Raw genomic sequence first — 22,497 nt, forward strand, 5'->3', positions numbered from 1 at the left:
TTGTCGCGTCGCGCCGTGCGGCGTTCAAATCCTCAATGACCCACCTGGTTGCGACCCGCGACCTTGGCCCGATACAACGCGGCATCGGCGCGCCTGAGCACGTCTTCCACCCCGATATCACCAGGCGCCATCGCCGCCACACCCACGCTGACGGTCAGCCTGCCGTGCGGCGAATCGGTGTGGGCAATGTCGGCATCGCGCACGCGCTGGCAGATGCGCTCTCCCACCTGCAGTGCCTGCTCAAACGAACTGCCGGGCAGGAACACGGTGAATTCCTCGCCACCTGGGCGCGCCAGCACATCATCCTTGTGCAGCAGCGCACTGCGCACGGCCCCGGCAAACCGGCGCAGCGCGCCATCGCCTTCGGCATGGCCATAGAGGTCGTTGTAGCGCTTGAAGAAGTCGATATCGAGCGCCAATACCGCAAGCGGCCTGCCGGTCTCGCTTGCCTCGCGCCACAACTGCGTGCCTGTTTCATGGAAACCCCGGTAATTCAGGCTACCGGTCAGTCCGTCGGTCCGGCTGAGGCGATCCAGCTCACTCACCGCGCGCCGCAGTTCGCGGGTGCGCTCGGCGATGACCTCGTCACGTTCGTCCAGCACATGCCGAAGCTCGTCGAACGCCGTATTCATGCGTTCGCCAAGGTCGCCGATCCCGGCCACCAGCGGCGCCAACTCGTCGGGTATCTCCCCGCTCGTTGTCGCCCCCATCCTGCCGCCAAGCGCATAGCCGCGCAGGCTGGCCAGCAGGTAACCGATGCTGTCGCGAAGCAATTTGCGCTGCCGCCAGAGCGCCCCGGCAACGCCGAGGAAGGTGAGGCCCAGCAGTGCTGCAAGCAGCAGCAGGCGCGGCAGCAACGGCGCCAGCAGGATGTCGCGCGGTGCCACCAGCACCAGCGTCCAGCCATTGCGCATGGCTACCGCCTCGACGTAGGCGCTTCCCCCATCGCGCAGCAAACCTTCCCGCAGCACAACGCTGCCCGGATGGTCGGCGGTCACGGCCGACTGGCGGATCTCTGCGCCAACGCGACCGGCCTCCTGCAGCGCTTCCCAACGCAGCCGGTGGCTGGCGAATACCACGCGGTTGCTGCGGTCGAGCAGAAGCAGCTCGAAGTTGCGCCGCGCCAAGCTGGCGGCACTCAACCGGGCAAAGCTCTCCACCGGGATCGCCGCCTGCAGCGCGCCTTCGAACTGGCGCTCGCGCAACACCGGCGCAGACACGGTGACCACGATCTCGTCCCCGTACGCCACGTTGCGTTCGACGTCGGACACGAACGCCCGGAACTGCGAGTGCGCGGCCTTGAACCAGTCCTCATCGGCCACGCCACCGATTTGGGTCGGCAGCACGCGGCCGCGGGTATCGCGCGTGGCAATGATCGTCCCCTGCGCATCCACGAGCAGCGCGCGCAGCATCGACGGATAGATGTAGAGCAGCCGCGCAAGCGCTTCGCCATGCATCTCCCGCTCTGCCGACACCTGCTCAGCCAGCAGGCGCACGCCCGCCTGCTGCCCCTCCAGGAAGTCATCCACGAAGCTGGCCTGCAGGCGGGCGTTGGAATCCATCCGCTGCATCAGCTCAAGGTGATCGCGCTGCCACTGGCTCCACAACAATGCCACGCTGAACAACAGCACCGGCAACAGCGCGGCGACCACCATGCCCTGGGCAAGGCGGCGGCGCAGGCTCCAGGTCGTGACCACCGGACGTTCGCTCATGGGCACCTTCTACCACGCGCCCCGCGAAAGTGCAGGCAAGCCGCGCAGCGGCAGCGCGACAGGCGCATGGCCCTTCCCGGCACCGCCTTGACCTGAGTCAGCGCATCATCAGGCGTTGCGCCAGCACACTTAGAGACCCGCGTTACGCCCATGACTCACGTCGTCACCGAAAACTGCATCAACTGCAAGCACACCGATTGCGTGGAAGTGTGTCCGGTGGACTGCTTTCACGAAGGCCCCAACTTCCTGGTCATCGATCCGGAAAGCTGCATCGACTGCACGCTGTGCGTGGATGAATGCCCGGTTGGCGCGATCTTCCCGGAGGACGACGTGCCGTCGGGACAGGAGCACTTCCTGGCACTGAACGCCGAGCTGGCGCAGGTCTGGCCGGTGCTGGCCTACAAGAAGCCCTCGCTTCCCGACGCCGATGCGTGGGACGGCGTGCCGGACAAGCTGCCGTTGTTGAAGCGCGAATGAGGCGGCATTGCCGCTGAAAACAGGAAGCCCCGCGCAAGGCGGGGCTTCGCTGCACCAAGCCGACGGCGGCTTACTTGCCCGCCATCACCTTGACCATCTCGAGGCACTTGTTCGAGTAGCCCCATTCGTTGTCGTACCAGCTCACCAGCTTGACGAAGGTGTCGTCCATCGCGATGCCGGCCTCGGCGTCGAAGATGCTGGTGCGGGCGTCGCCGCGGAAATCGGTGGCCACGACCTTGTCTTCGGTGTAGCCGAGAATGCCCTTCAGCGCACCGATGCTCTGTGCCTTCATCTCCGCGCAAATTTCGGCATAGGTTGCAGGCTTCTCCAGCTCGACGGTCAGATCGACCACCGACACATCGCTGGTCGGCACGCGGAAGCTCATGCCGGTGAGCTTCTTGTTGAGCTCCGGGATCACCACGCCGACCGCCTTGGCCGCGCCGGTGCTGGACGGGATGATGTTTTCCAGGATGCCGCGGCCACCGCGCCAGTCCTTGTTGGACGGGCCGTCGACGGTCTTCTGGGTGGCGGTGGCGGCGTGCACGGTGGTCATCAGGCCGCGCTTGATGCCCCATTTGTCGTTCAGCACCTTGGCCACCGGGGCCAGGCAATTGGTGGTGCAGGATGCATTGGAAATGATCGACTGCCCCGCGTACTTCGCATGGTTCACGCCATACACGAACATCGGCGTGGCGTCCTTCGACGGCGCCGACATCAGCACTTTCTTCGCGCCGGCATCGAGATGCTTCTGCGCAGTCTCGGCGGTCAGGAACAGGCCGGTGGACTCGATCACCACGTCCGCCCCGACCTCGCCCCACTTCAGGTTGGCCGGATCGCGCTCGGCGGTCAGGCGGATGGTCTTGCCATTCACCACCAGATGCCCGTCCTGCACCGACACCTCGCCCTGAAAGCGCCCGTGCACGGAGTCATAACGCAACATGTAGGCCAGATAGTCCGGCTCCAGCAGATCATTGATGCCGACGATCTCGATGTCGTCGCCAAAATTCTGAACCGCTGCACGGAACACGCAGCGCCCGATGCGGCCGAAGCCGTTGATGCCGACCTTGATTGCCATCGCTGGGGGGACTCCTGGGAATTCGCACCGGACACGGCGCGGGAATCCGGCTATTTTAACCGCTCCGCATCCTGCTGACAGCGTCATGCCCAGAACCCTGCGTTTGTTGCTCATTGCCTGCCTGCTCTTCGTTGTGCCCGTGGCGGTCGTGTGGGCGTGGGCGCCCCTCGGCCATGCGCTGGTCGGTGAGCTTGCGCAGCGTCACCTCGACCCGAAGGCGCGGGCCGAGGTCAACGCCCTGCTGGCCGGCGAACGCCATCCCACCCTGGCCGGCATCGCCTCCTGGGCCGATGAATTGCGCTATACCGACGCCGAACGGTTCAAGCGCACCTCGCGCTGGCACTACATCAATGCCAGGAGCGGCGGCTGCGACTTCGACCTCGTGCGCGACTGCCCCGATGGCAATTGCATGGTCGGCGCCCTGCAGAAGCAGTTGGCGATACTCGGCGACCGCAGCCAACCACGCGAAGCCCGGCGCGACGCGCTGAAGTTCGTGGTGCACCTGGTCGGCGACGAGCACCAGCCGATGCATGCCGGCAGCCGCAACGACAGCGGCGGCAACCGTTTCCAGATCAGCCTGCGCACCAGCGTCGAGCCGGAAGCGTATGCACGCAAAAGTTACGTCGATGGCGTGATGGGCACCAACCTGCATTCGGTCTGGGACTATTACCTGCTGGCCAGTCGCGGATTGGCACTGCAGGACTATGCCGATGCGCTGGACGCGCAGCCGCCGCTGGCAACCGCCAAGCCGCCGTATTCGGTCGGCGCGCCGATGGACTGGGCCAGGGAGTCCTGCCGCCTGATCGAGACAGCAGGCATCTATCCACAGGAAAGCCAGCACAGCATGGATCACGCCTATCTGGACAAAATGCGCCCGCTGGCCGAACAGCGCGTACGCCTGGCAGGCGAGCGGCTGGCGCAACTGTTGAATCAAACCATCGGCGACCAGGCGACGGCGCGCCCGCTTGCACGCTGAATCACGTCAATCCACGGCCTGGCCCGACACCACCAGCGGCCGGCCGTTGACCTGGCTGAACGTGAAGCGGTATTCCTGAGTGAACGGCAGCGCCTCGACGCGGCTGCCGGCCACCGCGGACAGCAGCACCACTACACCTGCGGGCGCCACGCCCCTCAACCGGACCGGCATGCTCAACCCGCCTGCTGCGTCGATTCGTTCTGCACGAACTCCACCGGCACCCGCACCTTGCCTGCCACCGGACGCCCCTGCTTCATTGCCGGATTGAACCGCCATTTCGCCGCAGCATCCATTGCAGCGCCGTCAAGCCGTGCGTCGCCGGAGGATCGCTCGACTTTCGAGCCAATCACCCCGCCGTGCGCATCGATATCCACGACAAGGATCACCACCCCCGTCTTGCCCTCCTTCATCGCATCGGCCGGGTAGCGTGGCGGGTTCGCCTGCCGGGACGCGTCATTGACCATCCCGTGCTGCAGGTTCACAGGCATCGGCGCGGCAGGAGGCGGCGGCGGTGGCGGCGGAAGGTCAGCAGCCGACATCGGCGGCACGGGTGGCACAGGGGGTGCAGGCGGAACCGGCGGCGCAGTCGGCGGTGCCGGCAGGATGCCAGGTTGTGCGGCCCAGACCGCAAACGCAGTGCCACATCCCAGCAAGGCGATCAGTGCGACACCCGCAACGCGGCGTGGCAACGGAGGGTTTGAATGGCGAAGCATGGCGATTCTCTCCTTGAGCGGATGGCTGAAGCCGAAGTGGCAGCCGATGGGCGCAAGCTGCGCCACCAGCTGGGTTTGCAACAACACCTCGCCATACGCGCGGCGGGTTTCCGGATAGCGCACGATCACGCATTCATCGCAAGCCAATTCCTGGTCTTGATGAAAGGGGCGTGCCGCCAGATGCAGCAGTGGGTTGAACCAGAACACGCAACGCAGGGTCGCCAGCAGCGCATTGGCCCAGTGATCGCCGCGACGGATGTGCGCGTGCTCGTGGGCCAGGATCAGCATCCGCTGCGTTGCGCTGAAACGCGTCGCGAAATCGCAGGGCATGATCACTTGCGGCCGCAACAACCCCACGGTAGCGGGGAGGCCAAGCTGCGACTGCGCGACATGGAGTCCGTGTTCTGCGCGCAAGCGCCCAAGACTGCGCCGAAACCGCCATTGCGCATGCACCATTGCGAGCAGCAGCAAGCCACCACCGAGCAGCCATGCGCCTATCAGCCAGATCGCCGGAGCGTTGCCAGGCTGCACGGGCATTGCAACTCCGTTGGCGTGCATTGGCGCTGCCAACCCGCGCAACAGCGGCACGCTCGCCGTGGTGTCCATTGCTGCCGCCGGCAGCAGCGTCGTCAGCGTGGCAATCGGCACCAGCATCCATGCGCAATAGGCCACGTTCGCACCAAATGCACGCCGCAGCGGGTGCCGCAGCGCCAGCACCAGCACGATCGCGGCGGTGCCGGCCAGGACGGCCTCGATCAAGCCCTGCAACACTTCATGACTGGTCATCGTCCATTCCCTCAAGCAGCGTGCGCAGCTCTGCGATGTCTTTCTTGCTCAACTTCCGATGCGCACTGAAATGTGCCACCAGCGGCGCAACGCGGCCATCGAACAGCCGCTTTAACAGCCCCGTGCTTTCTTCCAGCACCCAGTCTTCGCGCTTGATCAGGGGCGAATACAGATAACGGCGGCCGTCGCGCGCGGCGGAAATCGCCCCCTTGTTGAGCAGCCGATTGAGCAGGGTCTTGATCGTCGCTTCCTGCCAATCACGCTGATTGGCCAGCGCTGCCACCACCTCATCCGCACCCAGCGGATGACTGCGCCAGAGCACGTCCAGGACCACCGATTCCGCTTCACTGACCTGCATTGTTTACACCTGTAATTTTTATTGACGATTACACGCGTAATTTGCGTTGTCAAGCCCCCGCGCCACGCCCGCGTTTGCAGGCAAGCATCACTACGGGGCGTCAGTGTGCCCCGGCACCCATCGCGCGCACTTGGAATGTCGCCTTGACCCGGCCGGCCCGCTGGAACACCAGCGTCGCATCGAAGTGCCCCCCTTCCAGCAGCGCGCGCTTCGGCTGGATCAGCATCAGGTGATAGCCCCCCGGCGCCATCACCAAGCGGCCATGCGCCGCGATCGGCAAGCCTTCCGTGACCTGGCGCATGCGCATCACGCCAGCGTCGTTGCGCATCTGGTGGATCTCCACCCGCTGCGCGATATCGCTTTCCACCCGCAACAGGCGGTCGTCCTTGCCGCCGTCATTGGCGATGATCAAAAAGCCGCCCGCCACCGGCGCCACCACCGGCGTGGCGCGTGCCCATGCCTGCTCCACGCGCAGCCCGCCGCTACTCGCCATCACGCTGCCCACCGCGGCCAACAGCAGCACGGCGACCCACTTCGAACACTGTTTCATGTGCATTTGTCTCCCGTCGTTCGGCATGGCATCGCAAACCGATGCCATGCCTTGCCATTGCAGTCTGCCTGCATCACAGGCTGAAGTTGAGTTTCAGCCACAGGTTGCGACCCGGCTCGTTGATTCGCACCGGCATCGCTGGATAACCGAAGTCCGCGCTGCCAGCCAGATTCAGATGCTCGCTGTAGGCGCGATCAAACAGGTTGTCGATGCCGGCGCTGAGCTGCACGCGCTCGCTGACGCGATAGCCAGCATTCAACGCAAGCGTCGCAAACCCCGCGCTGGGGCCGAGGTCACGCCCGGTCACATTGCCCTGGCTGACCGCCACGCGGGTTTGCGCGGCCACCGCGCGCAACAGCACGCCGGCGTTCCAGCGGCCGTTGTCCCAGGCGGCGGTAAAGCGGCCTTCCAGCGGCGTCATCTGCGGCAGCGGCGTGCCGGCAGCGGCGTTCTCGCCCCAGGCCCAGGCCACGCTGCCGCCCAGCGTCCAGTCCTTGCCCGGGCGGAATTCACCGCCGGCCTCCGCGCCGTGGATGCGCGCATCGACGTTGCTCGCCATCGAGGTGCTGCCCATCATCCCGCCGCTCATGTAGCGGAACAGGATGAAGTCATCGATCCGCCCTGCGTAACCAGACACCCAGGCACTGCCGCGCGCGCCGCGCCACTGCGCGCCGATATCCAGCTGCGTGGTGAGCTCTGGCTGGATACCGGCAAACGCGTTTGTCGCGCCCATGGGGCCCCTGTTGGGCGAAAACGATTCCCAATAATCGGGCATGCGCGCCACGTGACCAAGGCCCGCATACCAGCCGACGCCGCTGCCGGCGATGTCCCGTTCGTAGCGAATGAAGCCACCGGGCAAGGTCTCGCGGCGAGTCTGGCCGAAGGTCGGATTGGGCATCGCCATCATGCCGGCGGTCTGGCGCAGGTCTGCCGTCTCGGCGCGATCGACGCGCGCGCCGGCCACCACGCGCTGGCCCTGCGCCGCCGTCCACGTGCCTTCGGCAAACATGCCGAGGTTGCGAAGCCTGGCATCCCGCGACCATGGCAGGGTTGCGTAGCTGCCGCGCCCCATCCCGCTGCGACTGCGGTGGCGGCTATCTTGCGCATCCAGACCCGCGGTCAGCGCAAACGCACCCAGCTCCCACGTGGCCGCCACGCGCGCGCCCTTGGTCAGGCGATCCACGTTGGACGCCATCGCCATCGGCATCGAACCGGCCGGATTGGGATCACGCAGCGAGTAGTTGTCCATCACGTGATTGGCATCGTTGCGATAGGCGCTGGCCTGCAGCTTGCGCAGGGTGCCGTCGAAACGCTTTTCGAAGCGCAGCGCGAGACTTTCGCGCTTGAATTGCGCGCCGTCCATGCCGCGTCCGGCGTACCGGGCCTGGCCATCCCCGATACCGGCACTCAGTTCCAGCAGCGTGTCAGCATCAGGCGTCCAGCCCAGCGCCAGGTCGGTGTTCCACTTCTTCCACGCGGACGGCACGCGATCGCCGCTGCCATCGCTGTAGTCGCCGGCCTGCGAGCGATTGGCGCTCAGCCGTGCATAGCCCAGCGTTGTCCCCGCAGTCGCGTCCAGCACCTGATCGTTGCGGCCGAAGCTGCCGCCCAGCAGGCTGCCCTGCATGCGCAGGCCGGGGGCGTCGAACTGCGGCGTCTCGCGCTGGAAGCGCACCGTGCCGGCCGAGGCACCCGGCCCCCACAGCACGGTCTGCGGGCCTTTCACCACCACCAGACTGTCGTAGGTTTCCGGCGCCACGTAAGACAGTGGGTTGTCCATCCGCGCCGGGCAGGCGCCGGGCATGCTGCCGTCGTTGGAGAGCAGGTTGAGGCGCGAGCCAAACATGCCGCGCAGCACCGGATCACCATTGGTGCCGCCGTTGCGCAACGCGGTGAAGCCGGGGATGGTCTTGAGGTAATCGGCGCCGTCGCTGGCCGGCACCGGCTGGCGCGGCAGCTTGGGATCGGTTTCGAAGGTCAGCGGCTGCACCGGCGTGGCGATCACGATGACGCGATCGAAGGTTTTCAGCGCGTCGCTCGCGCGGTTGCCGGGCGTATCGGCGGCAACAGCAGCACAGGGAAACAAGGCAAGAGACAGCGCGCAAGCAAGCGCGCGGCGCGACGGCAGCGCCGACGCGATACGAAGGGAAGACATGTTGGCTCCAAATCACGAGAAGGCGGGGCGATGCCCCGCGGGAATGCGTCGTGGTTCAGAGCGGGATCGGCGGCCCTCGCGCGCCCAGGCCGCGCAGCAGCGGCGGAACGGGCAATGCCGGCGGCACCCAGGCGGGCAGCAATGCGCGCGGCAGCGCCGGCAACAGGATCGCCAGCGCGGCCAGCACCAGCGGCGCCAGTGCGGCCAGCAGCGGACAGTAGGCGCAGTATTCGTCCGGCATCGCGCCGGCCGGTGCGGGCGCCTTGCCGGCATCAATCAGCAGGCTGGCCGGCTTCATCGCCAGCCCGTCCATGGTGCACATCGCCAGCACCGTGGCCTGCAATTCCGGCGCACGGCTCTCCAGCCAGCGGCTGACCGTCGGCATCGCCGACACCAGCAGGACGGCCGCCAGTGCCAGGCGGGCCATCCAGTGCTGGAAGCGACGGGAGCGCAGGATCATGTCGGCGGGAAGTCTACCGCGGCGCTCAGAGCGCGTTGATGACGTCGATCAAGCGTTCCACGGTGATGCCGAAGTGCGGGAACAGCGCCTCCGCCGGCGCGCTGGCGCCGAAGCTGTCGATGCCGACCACCGCGCCGTCCAGGCCCACGTACTTGCGCCAGAAATCGGTGACGCCGGCTTCCACCGCGACGCGCTTGCGGCACGCCTTCGGCAGCACCGCTTCGCGGTAGGCGGCGTCCTGGCGGTCGAACACGTCGGAGGACGGCATCGACACCACCCGCACCTTGTCGCCCAGCTGTGCCGCCGCCTGCATGGCCAGGCCGACCTCGCTGCCGGTGGCGATCAGGATGACCTCCGGCGCGCCCACGCTGTGCTTCAGCACGTAGCCACCGCGCGCGATGTTCGCCAACTGGGCATCGTCGCGGGCTTGGTGCGGCAGGTTCTGGCGGCTGAAGACCAGGCAGCTGGGGCCGTCGGCGCGTTCGATGGCGCGCTTCCACGCCAGTGCCGATTCCACCGCATCGCAGGGGCGCCACACGTCATTGCCCGGGATGTAGCGCAGCGAGGCCAGGTGCTCGACCGGCTGGTGGGTGGGCCCGTCTTCGCCCAGGCCGATGGAGTCGTGGGTGTAGACGTGGATCGCGCGCGCGCCCATCAGCGCGCTCATGCGCACCGCGTTGCGGGCGTAATCGGAAAACACCAGGAAGGTGGCGTCATAGGGAATGAAGCCGCCGTGCAGCGCCAAGCCATTGCTGATCGCGGTCATGCCGAACTCGCGCACGCCGGAATGGATGTAGTTGGCATCCGCCGCATCGCTGGCCACCGACTTGCTGCCCTTCCACAAGGTCAGGTTGGAATGCGCCAGGTCGGCGGAACCCCCCACCAGCTCGGGCAGCAGCGGCGCGAACGCTTCAATGGCGTTTTGCGACGCCTTGCGGCTGGCGATGGTCGGGCCATCTTGCTGCAGCTTGGCGATGAACGCCTGCGCCTGGGTATCGAAATGTTCCGGCAATGCGCCCGACAGGCGACGCTCGAACTCGGCAGCCGCTTCTGGATAAGCCGCCTTGTACATGGCAAAGCGTGCATTCCAGCCCGACTCCAACCCGGCGCGATCGCGCGCGCGCCAACCGGCGTAGATGTCCTGCGGTATTTCAAACGGACCGTACTGCCAACCCAGCGCCGCGCGCGTGGCGGCCACTTCGTCCTTGCCCAGCGGCGCCCCGTGACTGGATTCCTTGCCGGCCTTGGCGGGCGAACCAAATCCAATGGTGGTGCGACAGCAGACCAGCGTCGGCTTGTCGCTGGACTTCAGCGCGGTTTCGATGGCGGTCTTGATCTCGGTCGCGTCATGGCCATCGACGCCGCGGATCACGTTCCAGCCGTAGGCCTCGAAGCGCTTCGGCGTATCGTCGGTGAACCAGCCGTCGGTGTTGCCGTCGATGCTGATGTGGTTGTCGTCCCAGAACGCGACCAGCTTGTGCAGGCCCCAGGTGCCGGCCAGCGACGCGGCTTCGTGGCTGATGCCTTCCATCAGGCAGCCGTCGCCCAGGAACACCCAGGTGCGGTGGTCGACGATGTCGTGGCCATCGCGGTTGAAGCGCTGCGCCAGCAGCTTCTCCGCCAGCGCGAAACCCACCGCGTTCGCCAGGCCCTGCCCCAGCGGGCCGGTGGTGGTTTCCACGCCCGGCGTCATGAAGTTTTCGGGGTGGCCCGGCGTCTTCGATTCCAGCTGGCGGAAGTGCTTGAGGTCGTCGAGGGTCAGGTCATAGCCGCTCAGGTGCAGCAGCGCATACTGCAGCATCGAACCGTGGCCGTTGGACAGCACGAAGCGGTCGCGGTCGGCCCAGTGCGGATTGGCCGGATTGCAGCGCAGGTAGTCGTTCCACAGCACCTCGGCGATGTCCGCCATGCCCATCGGCATGCCCGGATGGCCGGAGTTGGCGGCCTGCACCGCGTCGATGGCGAGGAAACGAATGGCATTGGCGAGGTCGCGGCGGGTGGGCGCAGTCATGGCATCGGGCAGAGCGGAGGGAACGGCTATTGTCCCATCCCGGACGGGGCGGTGTCGCGGATCGTCTTCCTATTGTCCCGAGAACAACTGGAGCGCAGCCATCGACTGCTTCCCTTCCTCCCACTCCGCAGCCATGCTGCGCCCGGAACTCCCCGTCCAGCCGGTCGCCATGCTCCCGCCACGTCTCCGACATCGCCGTGCCGACACGCTCCAACACCTGCTCCGGCCGGCGCACGCGGCATACCGTCCGGCCAAACTCCAGCAGTTCCTCGCGCGAGGGGAAATTGCGATGCTTGGCTCCGGAGAACAGCTTGAGCGCCAGGGTCCTGTCCGCCCGCTGCTCGCCAGTGCGCCAGTTCAGATAGGGATATGCGGACGTCGTCACCACGTCGTACAGCGGCGCCAGCAACCGGCTGCCCGTCACCGGATCGTCGTAGGTCAGGCCGAAGTTCTTCAGGTGCGCATCGCCGTTGCGCACCATCACCGAGAGCGCCAGATAGTCGAAGAACGCCGCCAGGTTGGCTGGCGCATCGATCCCGCTGAGCGCGACGATGAAACGAGCGATCGCCTCGTAACTTTCCGTGTACTTGTAGTTGCCCTGCGGGTCACGCGCCTTGCCCATCAGTACCGACATGTCCTCGAACCCGCGCCGTTCCGGCGCCAGGTCGAAGCGGCGCATGATGAACAGGCTGCCGTCGTCGGATAGCCAGAACTCCGGCACCTGCAGGCCGGCCCGGCGCGCGGCGTCCATGCACAGGAACTCGTTCCGCGCGAGCTGCTCGTACTCTCCACCGCCGGATTTCACGATCAGGTCGGAATGCACCAGCGTGGCGCGATCGTCGCGCATGGCAGCAAGGCGATCCGCATCCGGCAGCAACACCTTCGGTTGCACGCCCGATATGCCGGAATCGAAGTACGCATCCACCAGGAATTCGAACAGTTCCCGCGAAGCACGCTCCGTCCGCAGCTGATGCAGGCCGATGCGGGGGCGCTCCTCCCGAGGCTCATCATCCGGAGTCTCGAACTGCAGGCGACCGATCTGGTGCCGACCGGTGATGGCCAGCAGGCGCATCTCGTCGATGCGCTCGTGCTTGGCCATCCGCCGCACGATCGTGTCGTACAGATACCCTTCGGGCAGGTTCATCGCGAACACCGGCATCAACGGATTGCCGGCATAGCTTTGCGCGCGGATCGGCATCGTCAGCGAAACCTCGCCGCGCCGATCAGTGGTCGCATAGTTGAAAACGTATTGCGATTCACGATGCAGGTCGCCCGCGAGGCCGCGGGGCGTCGTGACGCGCAGCCGCTTAATCTTCATCCGGCGCATCCAGCAGGGCCGACAACTGGTCGATGTCCGGGCGCGCATCCACCAACTGCATACCCTTTCCCAACGCCCCCAGCGCGGCGAACAGCGTTTGCACCGACACGTTCCTGCCCGCCTCCAGATCCAGGATGGTCTGGCGACGATAGCCCGTGGCGTCGGCCACTGCTTGTTGGGTCAAGCCAAGCGCACGCCGCTCGGATCGAAGCATTTGTCCCAGCTCACGCGGGTTGAGAATAGGGCGACTCAGCATGTCCGGTATTTCGTACAATTTCACTCGAAAAAGGAAATTAGTACGAAATACCGGACAAATCAATACGCCGGAAGAACCCATCCTGCCGAAAAACTGGACGCTGCGCGAAGGCGCTATGCGCGACTACGCTTCATCTTCATTGCTTTCGGCATTGCCACCGCCTGATACCAGATCACTCCATGTCCTTTTTCCCGCCAGCCGTTCCAAGCTCGATCTCCGCTCATCGCTGATGTCGGAATTTTTCGCCAGCATCTGCTCGGCCATTTTTGCCGCGATCGCCGGCGCATGCTCCACGGCACGCGCACCCAGCTTCACTCCGAACATGCCGACGTTGGAAATGAGCTTGCCCGCGAACTTGGCCGAGGAAACGACCTTGTCGAAGTCGTCCGCCTTTTCCTTGACCTCGCGCGCGGCATCCTCCATATCGAAGTAATACCGGCTCTTCAACAGGGATTCATTCAACTTCCCCGCACTCTCGCCGGCCGATTGCGCTTCTTCCGAGGCGATCAAGCCCTTCGAATCCTTGTCTTCCATAGATCCTCCCTAGCAGGGGGAACGAGCGCCGCAACCCTTCGCAGGCTGGCATCGCCATGGCGCTCATCCGGCCAGAGCCCGCCAGCCCGACCGCCAGTGATTAGGCCACGCCTTGATATACGACTGCGATGACCTTGTTTCCCTGTGATTCGACCTTTCGCCGCGCCTCATGCTGATCCTCCGCAACCACCATCTTTCGACGCGTCGTCTTGTCGCCGCCGTTGCTGACGTATGTCACCTCGAATTTCTTCTTCATCCATGCTCCCCCGTTTGGCCTTGATCCGTCAGCGCTTCACGCAGGCGATGATCGTGACGATTTCGCCTCTCCGCGCCTCATCTGCTTTCACCATGTTCTTGGCTTCGGAAACGCTGGATGCCATCCGAGTCGCATACATCATCGACCCGGGATTGCTCTTCCGGGTGTAGGTCACGGAATAGCTGCTCTTCGCACTCATGCTGTCCTCGCTCGTGTCCAAGTGATTGCACCGCTTCCGGTGCCGTGCCTTGCGTGCCCGCCATGCATCCGCACCGTCTTGTGCACGGCGTACGCCTGCATGCATGACGGGCAGGCTGGGTCAAACGATATTCACGCCATAATGAGAGGCCAGCGGCCCCAGCCCCCCGGCAAAGCCCTGCCCCACCGCGCGGAACTTCCAGTCGCCGTTGTGGCGGTACAGCTCGCCGAAGATCATCGCGGTCTCGGTCGAACCATCCTCGGTCAGGTCGTAGCGGGCCAACTCTTTTCCATCCGCCTTGTTCACCACGCGGATGTAGGCGTTGTCCACCATGCCGAAGGTCTGCCGTCGCTGCGCGGCCTCGTGGATGCTGACCGAGAAGCTGATCTTCTGCACATGCTCGGGCACGCGCTGGATATCGACTTCGATGACTTCGTCATCGCCGTCGCCATCGCCGGTCAGATTGTCGCCCTGGTGCACCACCGAGCCGTTCGAGAACGAAAGCTGGCCGTAGAAGATGAAATGACCGTCATCCGGCACCTTGCCGTTGGAGCCAAGCAGGAAGGCGCTGGCATCGAGGTCGAAATCCACACCGTCGGTGGCGCGCGCGTCCCAGCCCAACCCGATCGCCACTTCCTTGAGGCTGGCATTGCCCTGAGTGAGATTGACGTTGCCACCTTTCGCAAGACTGATCCCCATGTTTCCACTCCCATTGCGTTTGCGATGAAACGCCCCAGCCATGCGGGGCGCATAGTTCATAGTTCCTAACGAGCGCCCACCATCTGCACGTGCAGCAGCCGACCGCCTTCGCCCTTGGCCAGTAGAATCTGCTGATCGTGTTTCAGTTCCACTTTCTGCCCGACCGGGATGGCCGCCTTGGCACCAGCGTCGTACAGATCCGGCATGCGTTCGTTCACCAGCCACCATTTGTCGCTGTGCAGGACGAAATAGCCCACGCGCTGCGCCTGCTCCGGCGTGATGCGTTCGTTGGGCGCGACGCTGCGGCTGGCATGCCACAGGTAGAGCGACTGGTTGGTATAAACCATCAGCCGGTGGTTGTCCGGCCGGAATTCGCCCGGCTTGTGGGTGGCGTGGTAGAGGTTCAGTACCGGCAACAGGCCACGGAACGGCGTGCCGCAGAACGGACAACACGGCCGGGTAGAGTTGTCGAACACGTACCACTTCTGCTCGCAGGCCGGATTGATGCAGGGCTGCAACAGATCCACCGTCCTGATCAGCGCGGACTCCCATTCGCTGGCAGTGGGCCGCACCTGCGGGTTCTTCAATCCCTCCGTGAAGGCGCGCAGGAACAGCGGCGACAGGTACGGCCCCGTCAACGTATAAGGGCGCGCACCTGTATCGGCCCACGGCAGCTCACTGGGACGGACACCCTTCGGATTGATGCGATTGGAAGCGTCCTTCGGATCCTCGACGAACAGTGCACGCCCGCCCATGGACAGTTCTTCGTCGCGGGTCGTGTCCTGATCGTGCACCTTCCTGCCACGCAACGGATGCCGGTACAGCAGGTACATGTAGATCAGCACCGCCAGCGCATGGCAGTCGGTCTGGATGCTGGGCAATTTCCGGTTGGGATCGCCGCGCGGCAAGCGCGCACTCGCCACCACTTCGGGCGCGATGAAATCGGGAGTCCCTACCACATCGGGCGGAAACTTCCCTGGTACCACCAGGCCGTCGATGTCGATGATGTTGGCGTTGCCGCCCACAGGATCGACGAGCACGTTCTTGTAGGACAGGTCGGAGTGCGCCAGGCCCGCCATGTGCAGGCGGCGCACGGCGCGGGCCAGCATCAGGCACATGCGCAAGTGAGTGGCCCAAGTGCCAAGTTCACGAGGGTCGAGGAACTTGGCGCGGTTGTTTGCGCTGGCGAACCACTTGCCCTCTTTTTCCCGGCCCTTGATCTTCAGCATGTCGCCGCTCTTCGAGCCGTGCTCGAAGAAGTAGTGGCGCGCATAAAAAGGAACCGTGATCCCGATCCTGCCGTTCCATTCCACGATGCGATCCGGCCAGCAATAGAGCTTTTCCCAGTAGGCACCACCCGCCTGGTTGAAGATATTGTCCTTGAAACGGCCAACGATGCTCTGTAGCCGATCCTTGCCGACAGCATCCACCTTATCGCGGTAAAACAGCACCACATAGCTTCGATCGGGCGCGAAGTAGCAGTCCTTCAGGCCGCCCGCGCCTTTGACCTCATCGACGAACTCGACTGGCGTGCCGTCGTGTGCCGTCAGCCGAATGATCTTGCCGCTCATGCCCAACGCACCAGAGCCAAGGTACGGTCGTCGTGCTCGCCTTGTGACCAGAACTGGAGATAGTCCTCCAGCTTCGCTCCCAGTTCCGCCTCCGGCGTGGACAGCGGCAATTGCGCGGCAAGATCATCTTCCCAAAAGGCCCGCCAACGCGCCGGATCGCGCAATGCATTGTCGGTGCCGAACTTGGGATCGGACACACCGTCCGTCATCAGCAGTAAAACTGCGCTGACAGGCACGCAGCGGAAACGAAAACGCTTTCCGATCGCCACCCATGCGGAGTCTACGGGAAACTCCTGAGACAGCAGAAACCGCGTCTGACCGGAGAATTCGCCGCTGTCCGCTTCACCGAGCAAATGGAACGCGCCGGAAGCGGGATCGAACAGTGCCGCCGCGCCGTCTCCGATCCAGTAGGACGCGACCAGCATGTCATCACCTATACGCCGGATCGCCGCGAACATCAGGGTCGCAGCCAGCGCTTTTTCCTCCACCCCGAGTTCGCCCGCCTTTGTCTGGATGGCCTTGCTCGCCGCGAAGGCGGCCCGTCCCACGGGTTCCAGAAGCATCGCTTCACCGGACTTCTCCAGCCTAGCGACTCGCGCCAGCGCATCTTCATCCTGAACGACCTCCGCGACAGCCGCGTCGAGCTCTGCCCTGCAATTTCCCAATGCATCCAACAGGCTAGCCACAGCCGTTTCCGTCGCGATCCGCGAGCCCAGCCGCGACAGCTTCGCCGAGCCGGCACCATCGGACACCGCCACGACTGTCCACGATCCATCCGCCGTACGGCCGACATGGAAGTCGTCCTCGCGGAATGCACCGCTGTTCTCGTGCGAACGCCCGCGCACGCTGGCGGCCAGCACCATCGGCGGCCCTGCCTCGCAAAGCGAGCATCGATGTTCCTTGCGATGTTCCAGCAATGCGTCAGGCTCGATCTTCTTCCATAGCGTGCGCGGATGCGGATTGATGAACAGCGAAAGCCTGGACGCCACGCGGACGGCTGGATTGTCCCGGCGCGCCAACACGACCTCCAACTCCTTCTGGAGCGCTTGCCCTGGCTCTACGCACGGCGTGCCGTGAAGCCGGTGGGTTTCCGGATCGAATGTCAGCCCGATCTCTTCCAATCCGGAAATCGCATGGATGCGATAGGCCGCCAACGGTTCGCGGGAAAGATCAAGTTGATAGCTGTAGGCGACATCTGCCGTGGCGTTCGGTACGAGCAGGCGATACATGGGCTGTCCGGCATCCTTCGGAGTTGGCGCGGCAGGGGCCGCATCCTTCATCACGGCCTCGCCACCAACCTCGCCGTCAGGCGGCGACCCAATCGTTTCGGCGATGTTCGTTACCAGCGAACCAATCGTCGCATCGGAAACCGGCACCCCCGGTTCGGCAGCACGACTTATGTCGGCAGAACATGGAGCCTCTGCGCTCGGCCTCGTCGAAACATCGACCATCAGCAGGTTCTGGCCGGCATTGCGACGACCTGCCTCCACGATCTCGTCCAGAAACCGGGCGACCGGCAGTTGCTGGCGGATTCGTACCAGCGCGCCGACATCCGCTTCAAGATCGTGCAACGTGAGCTGACATCGAATTAGCCGAGCGAGTGCGATCTCGATGCGCTTGTCCTGCGGCGACTGGAAACGCGCCATCGCTCAACCCCTCGCCCGATTGATCTCGGGCGCTTCCGCGTCCGCATCCATCGGCGTGAAACTGCCGGCCTGTTCGCACCAGGGGCAGATGTGTTCGCCTGCTCCCGGGATACAGAAGGTGTTACCGCAGGAACACATTGCGAAGCCCACCGGATTGCCGCAATGCGGACAGCCCGGCATGCCGAGCAACTGGTCGGAAGACAGCGTCGCCACATCCGGCTGCTCCGACGTCATCTCGAAATAACTGTTGTTGACCGGATAGCAACCGGACAGCCGGTACATCACCGTCTGTAGCGGCCTTCCACCGATGTCGAGTTCATCGCGCAGCGGTTCATAACGCGACACATAGGGCAGCCGCGTGTTCTGGCACTTCGAGACGAAATAGGCATTGGTCTCGTCCACCGTCTCGATGGGCTTGCGCAGATCGAGCTTCTTCAGGATGTCGTCGTCCAGCGCCGGCATCAGCTCCTCGCGCGCAGGATCGCCAACGCTGCGGCTGCGCGACTGAACCGCTTGCGTGACCCAGGCAATAAACTTGCGGAAACCTTCGTCGCTTACGTCATCCAGCGTCAGCACCTTGTCCGCATCGGTCAGCCGGTTGAGTACACGCAGGTCGGCACTGCGTCCGATCGAAACGGCGACCAGAGTCGCGCGACTGGCATAGCGCGCCCAGCGCACCAGTGCCGGCTCGACATCGTCGGTCGGCTTGCCGTCGGTGATCAGGAACACGATGGGCTTCCAATCGCCCTTCTGTTCGCCGTCACCGCGCCGGATCCTGGCGTCCATCTGATCCATCAGGAACATCAGCGCACGGCCGAACGAAGTACCACCGCCCACCGGCAGCTGCGGCAAGTGAACACTGGGTAGTTCCGTCAACGGAACGACCTCGCGCGTCCTACCGGCGAATGCGATCACCGACACCCATGCGGTTTCCAGCGCATGCGGATCGGTTCGCAGTTCGCCGATGATCCGCTGCAATCCCTCTTCGAGCCGGTACAGATTTTCCCCGAGCATCGACTCAGACACGTCCAGCAGGAAATAGATCGGCAATCGGCGCATGCGCCCCCCGGGTCAAATGACGAACTGGATTTCCGCAGGCGGCGGCGGCAACGGCGCGCTTTCGGCCAACCCCTGACTCCGGCTGCCGGTGCTGACCGCCGACGACACCCAGCGGAAGAAGCTGGTGAACGAGGCGCTGTCGAGCGTATCCAGACTCACTACGTTGTCGGTGAGCATCGACAGGTATTCCCGCTTGGCCTTCGGGCCCGCCGCGCAGCCGATGATGTTGCCGAAGGGCCTCTTTTTCACTTCGGCTGCCTGCTCCTCGTACACCTGCAGGTCGGTCGGGCTGCCGTCCGTCATCACGAACAGCAGCGGTGCCCAATCCCCCTTGGCATCGGCCGTGTTCTTTCTGATTTCGCGATCGAAAGACTGACACAGCGTTTCCAGCGCCATGCCGAGGAAGGTCGGCCCGGAGTCAGGTGCCGATATCACGGGAAGTTGCAGCTGATCCAGCGGCGTGAGCGGAACCACGACCTTCACTTCCGCATCGAACGTCATCACGCTCACGTGCACCGATTCCAGCGCCGACGGATCCTGGCGCAAACTGGCGATCAGCGCTCCCAGACCGACGTTGACGGCGGCGATGGGCTCGCCGCGCATCGAGCCCGAGGTATCCAGTAACAGGTAGACAGGCAGGCGACGCATCCCGCGCTTACCCGTTGGTCGGAACGTAGTAATCCCGCAGGATCATCGCGAAACTGTCGGTGCGCTCCGGTCGCAGCAGCGACTTGAACTCCCAGCCTGCGGCGGTTCGGTTCAGTTCCGCGAACACCATTGAGCACATGTTCTGCGTCTCGGGGCTTACGGACAGGTCGGTTCGCACCATTTCCCTGCCGCGCGCATCCACAGCGCGGATGAAGGCGTTCTGCACTTTCCCGAAGTGCTGCTGCTTCTGAAGCCCCTGATAAATGCTGACTACGAATACGATCTTGGTGATTTCGTCAGGCATGGAGTCGAGCAGGACGATGATCTGCTCGTCGTCACCATCGCCTGCACCGGTGCGATTGTCACCGGTCAGCCAGATCTTCCCTGATGGGTGCTTCATGCTGTTGAAGAACACCACATCGCCCCCCACAAGCTTGTCTCCGAAGCGATGCACCTTGCCATCGGCATGACACAGGAAGGCGATGGCATCCAAGTCATATTCCTCTTGGCTACCACCAAACAGGTTTTTCAGAAAGCCACCGGAGCTGGCAATGTCCCAGCCCAGGCCGATAGTGACCTTGGAAAGATCGAATTCGCTTTTCGACAGGCTGATGCCCTGTCCCTTCTTCAAGCTGATGGCCATGCGTGCGTCCTTTTCCTCGTGCTGATCGCGCCGTCCGTCAGACGACCAGATTGATTTCCTTCGGCGGCGGCGGCAGGTCGTCGATACCCGTCACTTCCTTGCCGCCCGCATCGACCCGCTGGCTGCCGGTCGAAATCGAAGCCGACACCCATTTGAAGAAGGCGGCGATCGTGCTGCTATCGGCGGTGTCCAGGCGCACCACGATCTCGGTGATCTGCTTGAGTACCGCTTCGTCGCATTGCTGGCCCGCAGCACAAGCCACCACGGTGCCGACCTTGCGCTTCCTGAGCTCATCCAACCCGGACTGCCAGTTGTCGGTTGGCATGCCATCGGTCATCAAGAACACCAGCGGCTTCCAATCACCCTTTGTATCCGCGCTCGTGCGGGTCACTTCTGCGTCGATCTGCGTTGCCAGCAACTTGAGCGCCTGACCCATCGAAGTGGTGCCGCTTGCAGTCAACGGCGGCGGTTGGAATGCGGCGAGTTCGGAGAGGGGCACCAGCACCGACGCATCACTGCCGAAGCCGATGATCGAGAGATAGGCGGTTTCCAGCGCGTGCGGATCCTGGCGCAGGGTGGATACCAGCAACTGGACGCCGTTCTTGACCGCCTCGATGGGCTCGCCAGCCATCGAGCCAGACGTGTCGAGCAACAAGTAAACCGGAAGTTTGCGATGCATGTGTGCGCTCCTTTGCTTGCAGGGAGAACCGTCAGCTCCCGCTTGTCGGCGACGGAAGCTCCGGGTTGCGCCTGCGATGGCGGATGGACGACCAGACCGAGGCGGCAATGAAGAACACGCCAATCAACCCGGTCACAACTTCGGGAACGTGGTGGACGATGCCGAACAGCATGATCATGGCCAATACGCCAATGGCGTAATGCGCGCCGTGCTCCAGGAAGACGAACTGATCCAGCGTCCCCTTGTGCACCAGATAGACCGTCAGCGAACGCACGAACATCGCGCCGATCGCCAGACCGAGCATGATCACCACCACGTCACGGGTGATCGCGAACGCACCGATCACGCCGTCGAAGCTGAAGCTGGCGTCCAGCACTTCGAGGTAGAGGAACGCCGCCACGCCTGCCTTCTTACCGATGCCGGCGCCACTTCCCTCTTCGTCCTCGACCTGGAAGAACGCATCCACGCTATCCACCGCCAGAAACAGCAGGATTCCGCACAAACCCGACAGCAGGACGGCTCCAAAGATTTCCGCCGGTACGAACAGCTTGGTCGCCAGCAGCACCGCGATCGCGACGATGACGGCCGCCGCGTCCGCTTTGCCGATCTTGGCTAACAAGTGCTCCAGCGGCTCCAGCCAGAAATGCTCGCGCTCGGTATCGAAAATGAAGGACAAAAACACGAGCAGGAGGAACATCCCACCAAAAGCCGCGATCTGCGGATAGTGCCCGGTCAGCACCGAAGCGTATTGATCGGGCTGCTCCAGCGCCATCCGAACCACCGTGCCGAATCCCTCGCCCGTGGCCACCGCCACGATCAGGATCGGGAATACCAGGCGCATACCGAATACCGCGATCAGGATGCCGACGGTGAGGAACAACTGCCGCCACAACTCGGACATGTGCTTCAACACGCTCGCATTCACCACCGCGTTGTCGAAGCTCAGGCTGACCTCCAGCACGCCCAGCACCAGCGCCAGCCATAACGCGGGCAGTACTCCCATGCCACTCGCATGCCCCCACCACCCGGCCAGCGCCAGACAAAGCGCAGTGACCACGATCGAAAACCTGAAATCCCGCATCACGCTCTCCCTTTCTTCCTGATTCGGGCAAGCGCAGGCGCGCCTCTGGCACCGCCGTAAAAGCGGCCTCCCCCCTGTTTCCCCCGATGCCTGACTCAAATCTGCCAATGCAGCGGGGTTCGGAAACTCCGTCCTCCTAAGTTTGGTATTTCCGAACTTCGATTGTCAATGCATACCCGCACGACAGGAGTACGGATGATCCATACCTTGTAAAGCCCCGACATCGGAGCCCTGCGGATGAAGCGATTCGCCGACCGCCTGCGCGAAGCGCGCGTGGCCGTGGGGATGACGCAGGAACAGCTGGGCTTCGCGCTGGGGATCACCAAATCGTCGGTATCGGCCTGGGAGAACGGGCGCGAGACGCCGAGCTTCCGCATGCTGCCGGAGTTGCGCCGGCACCTCGGGCGTTCGCTGGACGAGCTGGTCTGCGGCATTGCGTCCACCGACGGCAGACAGATTGGCGATGAAGCGCTCATCTACGCCGCCGGCGAAGCCTCACCCATCGCCCGCAACGAAAAGGAGCGCGCCTTGCTGCTGCGCTACCGCACGCTGCCCGCCAAGCGCCGGACGGCGCTGCTGGATCTGATCCGGCCGACGGATTGAGGCAGGCATCCCGCAACGTGACCGGGAAAATC

Annotated in this window: 24 protein-coding genes and 1 pseudogene; 3 read left to right on the forward strand and 22 right to left on the reverse strand. The window is 64.2% G+C overall.

What is annotated here, in order from left to right; translation table 11 throughout:
- Positions 1-32 precede the first annotated feature (32 nt).
- A complete protein-coding gene (locus LIW09_RS10490; RefSeq protein ID WP_256645566.1) occupies positions 33-1,712 on the reverse strand; it encodes a sensor domain-containing diguanylate cyclase in 1,680 nt (559 codons plus the stop codon).
- A 150-nt stretch (positions 1,713-1,862) separates the two neighbouring features.
- Here LIW09_RS10490 and fdxA point away from each other — a divergent pair, with 150 nt between their 5' ends.
- Positions 1,863-2,189: a ferredoxin FdxA gene (fdxA, locus tag LIW09_RS10495; protein ID WP_256645567.1), complete on the forward strand. Its 327-nt coding sequence runs from the start codon at positions 1,863-1,865 to the stop codon at positions 2,187-2,189.
- Positions 2,190-2,259: 70 nt separating this feature from the next.
- On the opposite strand, the gene gap is transcribed toward fdxA, so the two are convergent.
- The gene (gap, locus tag LIW09_RS10500) at positions 2,260-3,264 is read right to left on the reverse strand and encodes a type I glyceraldehyde-3-phosphate dehydrogenase (protein ID WP_256645568.1); all 1,005 of its coding nucleotides are present in this window, start codon (positions 3,262-3,264) and stop codon (positions 2,260-2,262) included.
- Between the two features lie 85 nt (positions 3,265-3,349).
- Between gap and LIW09_RS10505 the strand changes: the two genes are divergently transcribed.
- Positions 3,350-4,240, forward strand: coding sequence for a S1/P1 nuclease (locus tag LIW09_RS10505; RefSeq protein ID WP_256645569.1), 891 nt, complete (start codon positions 3,350-3,352; stop codon positions 4,238-4,240).
- Between the two features lie 6 nt (positions 4,241-4,246).
- Here LIW09_RS10505 and LIW09_RS10510 read toward each other — a convergent pair whose 3' ends face one another.
- The 20 genes and pseudogenes from LIW09_RS10510 to LIW09_RS10605 form a co-directional block, all read right to left on the reverse strand.
- Complete coding sequence (locus LIW09_RS10510; RefSeq protein ID WP_256645570.1) at positions 4,247-4,411, reverse strand: hypothetical protein; 165 nt, start codon at positions 4,409-4,411, stop codon at positions 4,247-4,249.
- A gap of 2 nt (positions 4,412-4,413) precedes the next feature.
- Complete coding sequence (locus tag LIW09_RS10515; RefSeq protein ID WP_256645571.1) at positions 4,414-5,739, reverse strand: TonB family protein; 1,326 nt, start codon at positions 5,737-5,739, stop codon at positions 4,414-4,416.
- Positions 5,726-6,097: a BlaI/MecI/CopY family transcriptional regulator gene (locus LIW09_RS10520; RefSeq protein WP_256645572.1), complete on the reverse strand. Its 372-nt coding sequence runs from the start codon at positions 6,095-6,097 to the stop codon at positions 5,726-5,728. Before LIW09_RS10520 ends, LIW09_RS10515 begins: the two co-directional genes overlap by 14 nt.
- Before the next feature lie 100 nt (positions 6,098-6,197).
- Positions 6,198-6,647, reverse strand: a complete 450-nt coding sequence (locus LIW09_RS10525; RefSeq protein ID WP_256645573.1) for a copper chaperone PCu(A)C — start codon at positions 6,645-6,647, stop codon at positions 6,198-6,200.
- A 73-nt stretch (positions 6,648-6,720) separates the two neighbouring features.
- Complete coding sequence (locus LIW09_RS10530) at positions 6,721-8,802, reverse strand: TonB-dependent copper receptor (protein ID WP_256645574.1); 2,082 nt, start codon at positions 8,800-8,802, stop codon at positions 6,721-6,723.
- A 55-nt stretch (positions 8,803-8,857) separates the two neighbouring features.
- Positions 8,858-9,262, reverse strand: coding sequence for a DUF2946 family protein (locus tag LIW09_RS10535; RefSeq protein WP_256645575.1), 405 nt, complete (start codon positions 9,260-9,262; stop codon positions 8,858-8,860).
- A gap of 25 nt (positions 9,263-9,287) precedes the next feature.
- Complete coding sequence (gene tkt, locus LIW09_RS10540) at positions 9,288-11,273, reverse strand: transketolase (RefSeq protein ID WP_256645576.1); 1,986 nt, start codon at positions 11,271-11,273, stop codon at positions 9,288-9,290.
- A 238-nt stretch (positions 11,274-11,511) separates the two neighbouring features.
- Positions 11,512-12,639: pseudogene (locus LIW09_RS10545) on the reverse strand (type II toxin-antitoxin system HipA family toxin); the annotation flags it as partial.
- Positions 12,581-12,805, reverse strand: coding sequence for a helix-turn-helix domain-containing protein (locus LIW09_RS10550; protein ID WP_256645577.1), 225 nt, complete (start codon positions 12,803-12,805; stop codon positions 12,581-12,583). The gene LIW09_RS10550 and the pseudogene LIW09_RS10545, both read right to left, overlap by 59 nt.
- Positions 12,806-12,970: 165 nt before the next feature.
- On the reverse strand, positions 12,971-13,381 hold the full coding sequence (locus tag LIW09_RS10555) for a hypothetical protein (RefSeq protein WP_256645578.1): 411 nt from the start codon (positions 13,379-13,381) through the stop codon (positions 12,971-12,973).
- A gap of 100 nt (positions 13,382-13,481) precedes the next feature.
- Positions 13,482-13,637, reverse strand: a complete 156-nt coding sequence (locus LIW09_RS10560) for a hypothetical protein (protein ID WP_256645579.1) — start codon at positions 13,635-13,637, stop codon at positions 13,482-13,484.
- A gap of 28 nt (positions 13,638-13,665) precedes the next feature.
- Positions 13,666-13,836, reverse strand: coding sequence for a hypothetical protein (locus tag LIW09_RS10565; RefSeq protein ID WP_256645580.1), 171 nt, complete (start codon positions 13,834-13,836; stop codon positions 13,666-13,668).
- 120 nt (positions 13,837-13,956) lie between these two features.
- Positions 13,957-14,535 carry a TerD family protein gene (locus LIW09_RS10570; protein WP_256645581.1) on the reverse strand — a complete coding sequence of 193 codons (579 nt, stop codon included), beginning with the start codon at positions 14,533-14,535 and terminating at the stop codon, positions 13,957-13,959.
- Positions 14,536-14,600: 65 nt separating this feature from the next.
- Positions 14,601-16,106 (reverse strand): helix-hairpin-helix domain-containing protein, encoded by a 1,506-nt coding sequence (locus LIW09_RS10575; RefSeq protein ID WP_256645582.1) that lies wholly within the window; start codon positions 16,104-16,106, stop codon positions 14,601-14,603.
- The gene (locus LIW09_RS10580) at positions 16,103-17,752 is read right to left on the reverse strand and encodes a protein phosphatase 2C domain-containing protein (RefSeq protein WP_256645583.1); all 1,650 of its coding nucleotides are present in this window, start codon (positions 17,750-17,752) and stop codon (positions 16,103-16,105) included. The genes LIW09_RS10575 and LIW09_RS10580 overlap by 4 nt, the downstream gene beginning before the upstream one ends.
- Positions 17,753-17,755: 3 nt before the next feature.
- Positions 17,756-18,811, reverse strand: a complete 1,056-nt coding sequence (locus LIW09_RS10585; protein ID WP_256645584.1) for a TerY-C metal binding domain-containing protein — start codon at positions 18,809-18,811, stop codon at positions 17,756-17,758.
- Positions 18,812-18,823: 12 nt separating this feature from the next.
- Positions 18,824-19,459, reverse strand: a complete 636-nt coding sequence (locus LIW09_RS10590) for a vWA domain-containing protein (RefSeq protein ID WP_256645585.1) — start codon at positions 19,457-19,459, stop codon at positions 18,824-18,826.
- 7 nt (positions 19,460-19,466) lie between these two features.
- The gene (locus LIW09_RS10595; RefSeq protein WP_256645586.1) at positions 19,467-20,102 is read right to left on the reverse strand and encodes a TerD family protein; all 636 of its coding nucleotides are present in this window, start codon (positions 20,100-20,102) and stop codon (positions 19,467-19,469) included.
- A gap of 37 nt (positions 20,103-20,139) precedes the next feature.
- Complete coding sequence (locus LIW09_RS10600) at positions 20,140-20,781, reverse strand: vWA domain-containing protein (RefSeq protein WP_256645587.1); 642 nt, start codon at positions 20,779-20,781, stop codon at positions 20,140-20,142.
- Positions 20,782-20,812: 31 nt separating this feature from the next.
- A complete protein-coding gene (locus LIW09_RS10605; protein WP_256645588.1) occupies positions 20,813-21,865 on the reverse strand; it encodes a DUF475 domain-containing protein in 1,053 nt (350 codons plus the stop codon).
- 234 nt (positions 21,866-22,099) lie between these two features.
- Between LIW09_RS10605 and LIW09_RS10610 the strand changes: the two genes are divergently transcribed.
- Positions 22,100-22,465, forward strand: coding sequence for a helix-turn-helix domain-containing protein (locus LIW09_RS10610; RefSeq protein ID WP_256645589.1), 366 nt, complete (start codon positions 22,100-22,102; stop codon positions 22,463-22,465).
- Positions 22,466-22,497 lie beyond the last annotated feature (32 nt).

This window comes from Thermomonas paludicola (assembly GCF_024498955.1).
GTDB classification, from domain to species: Bacteria; Pseudomonadota; Gammaproteobacteria; order Xanthomonadales; family Xanthomonadaceae; genus Thermomonas; species Thermomonas paludicola.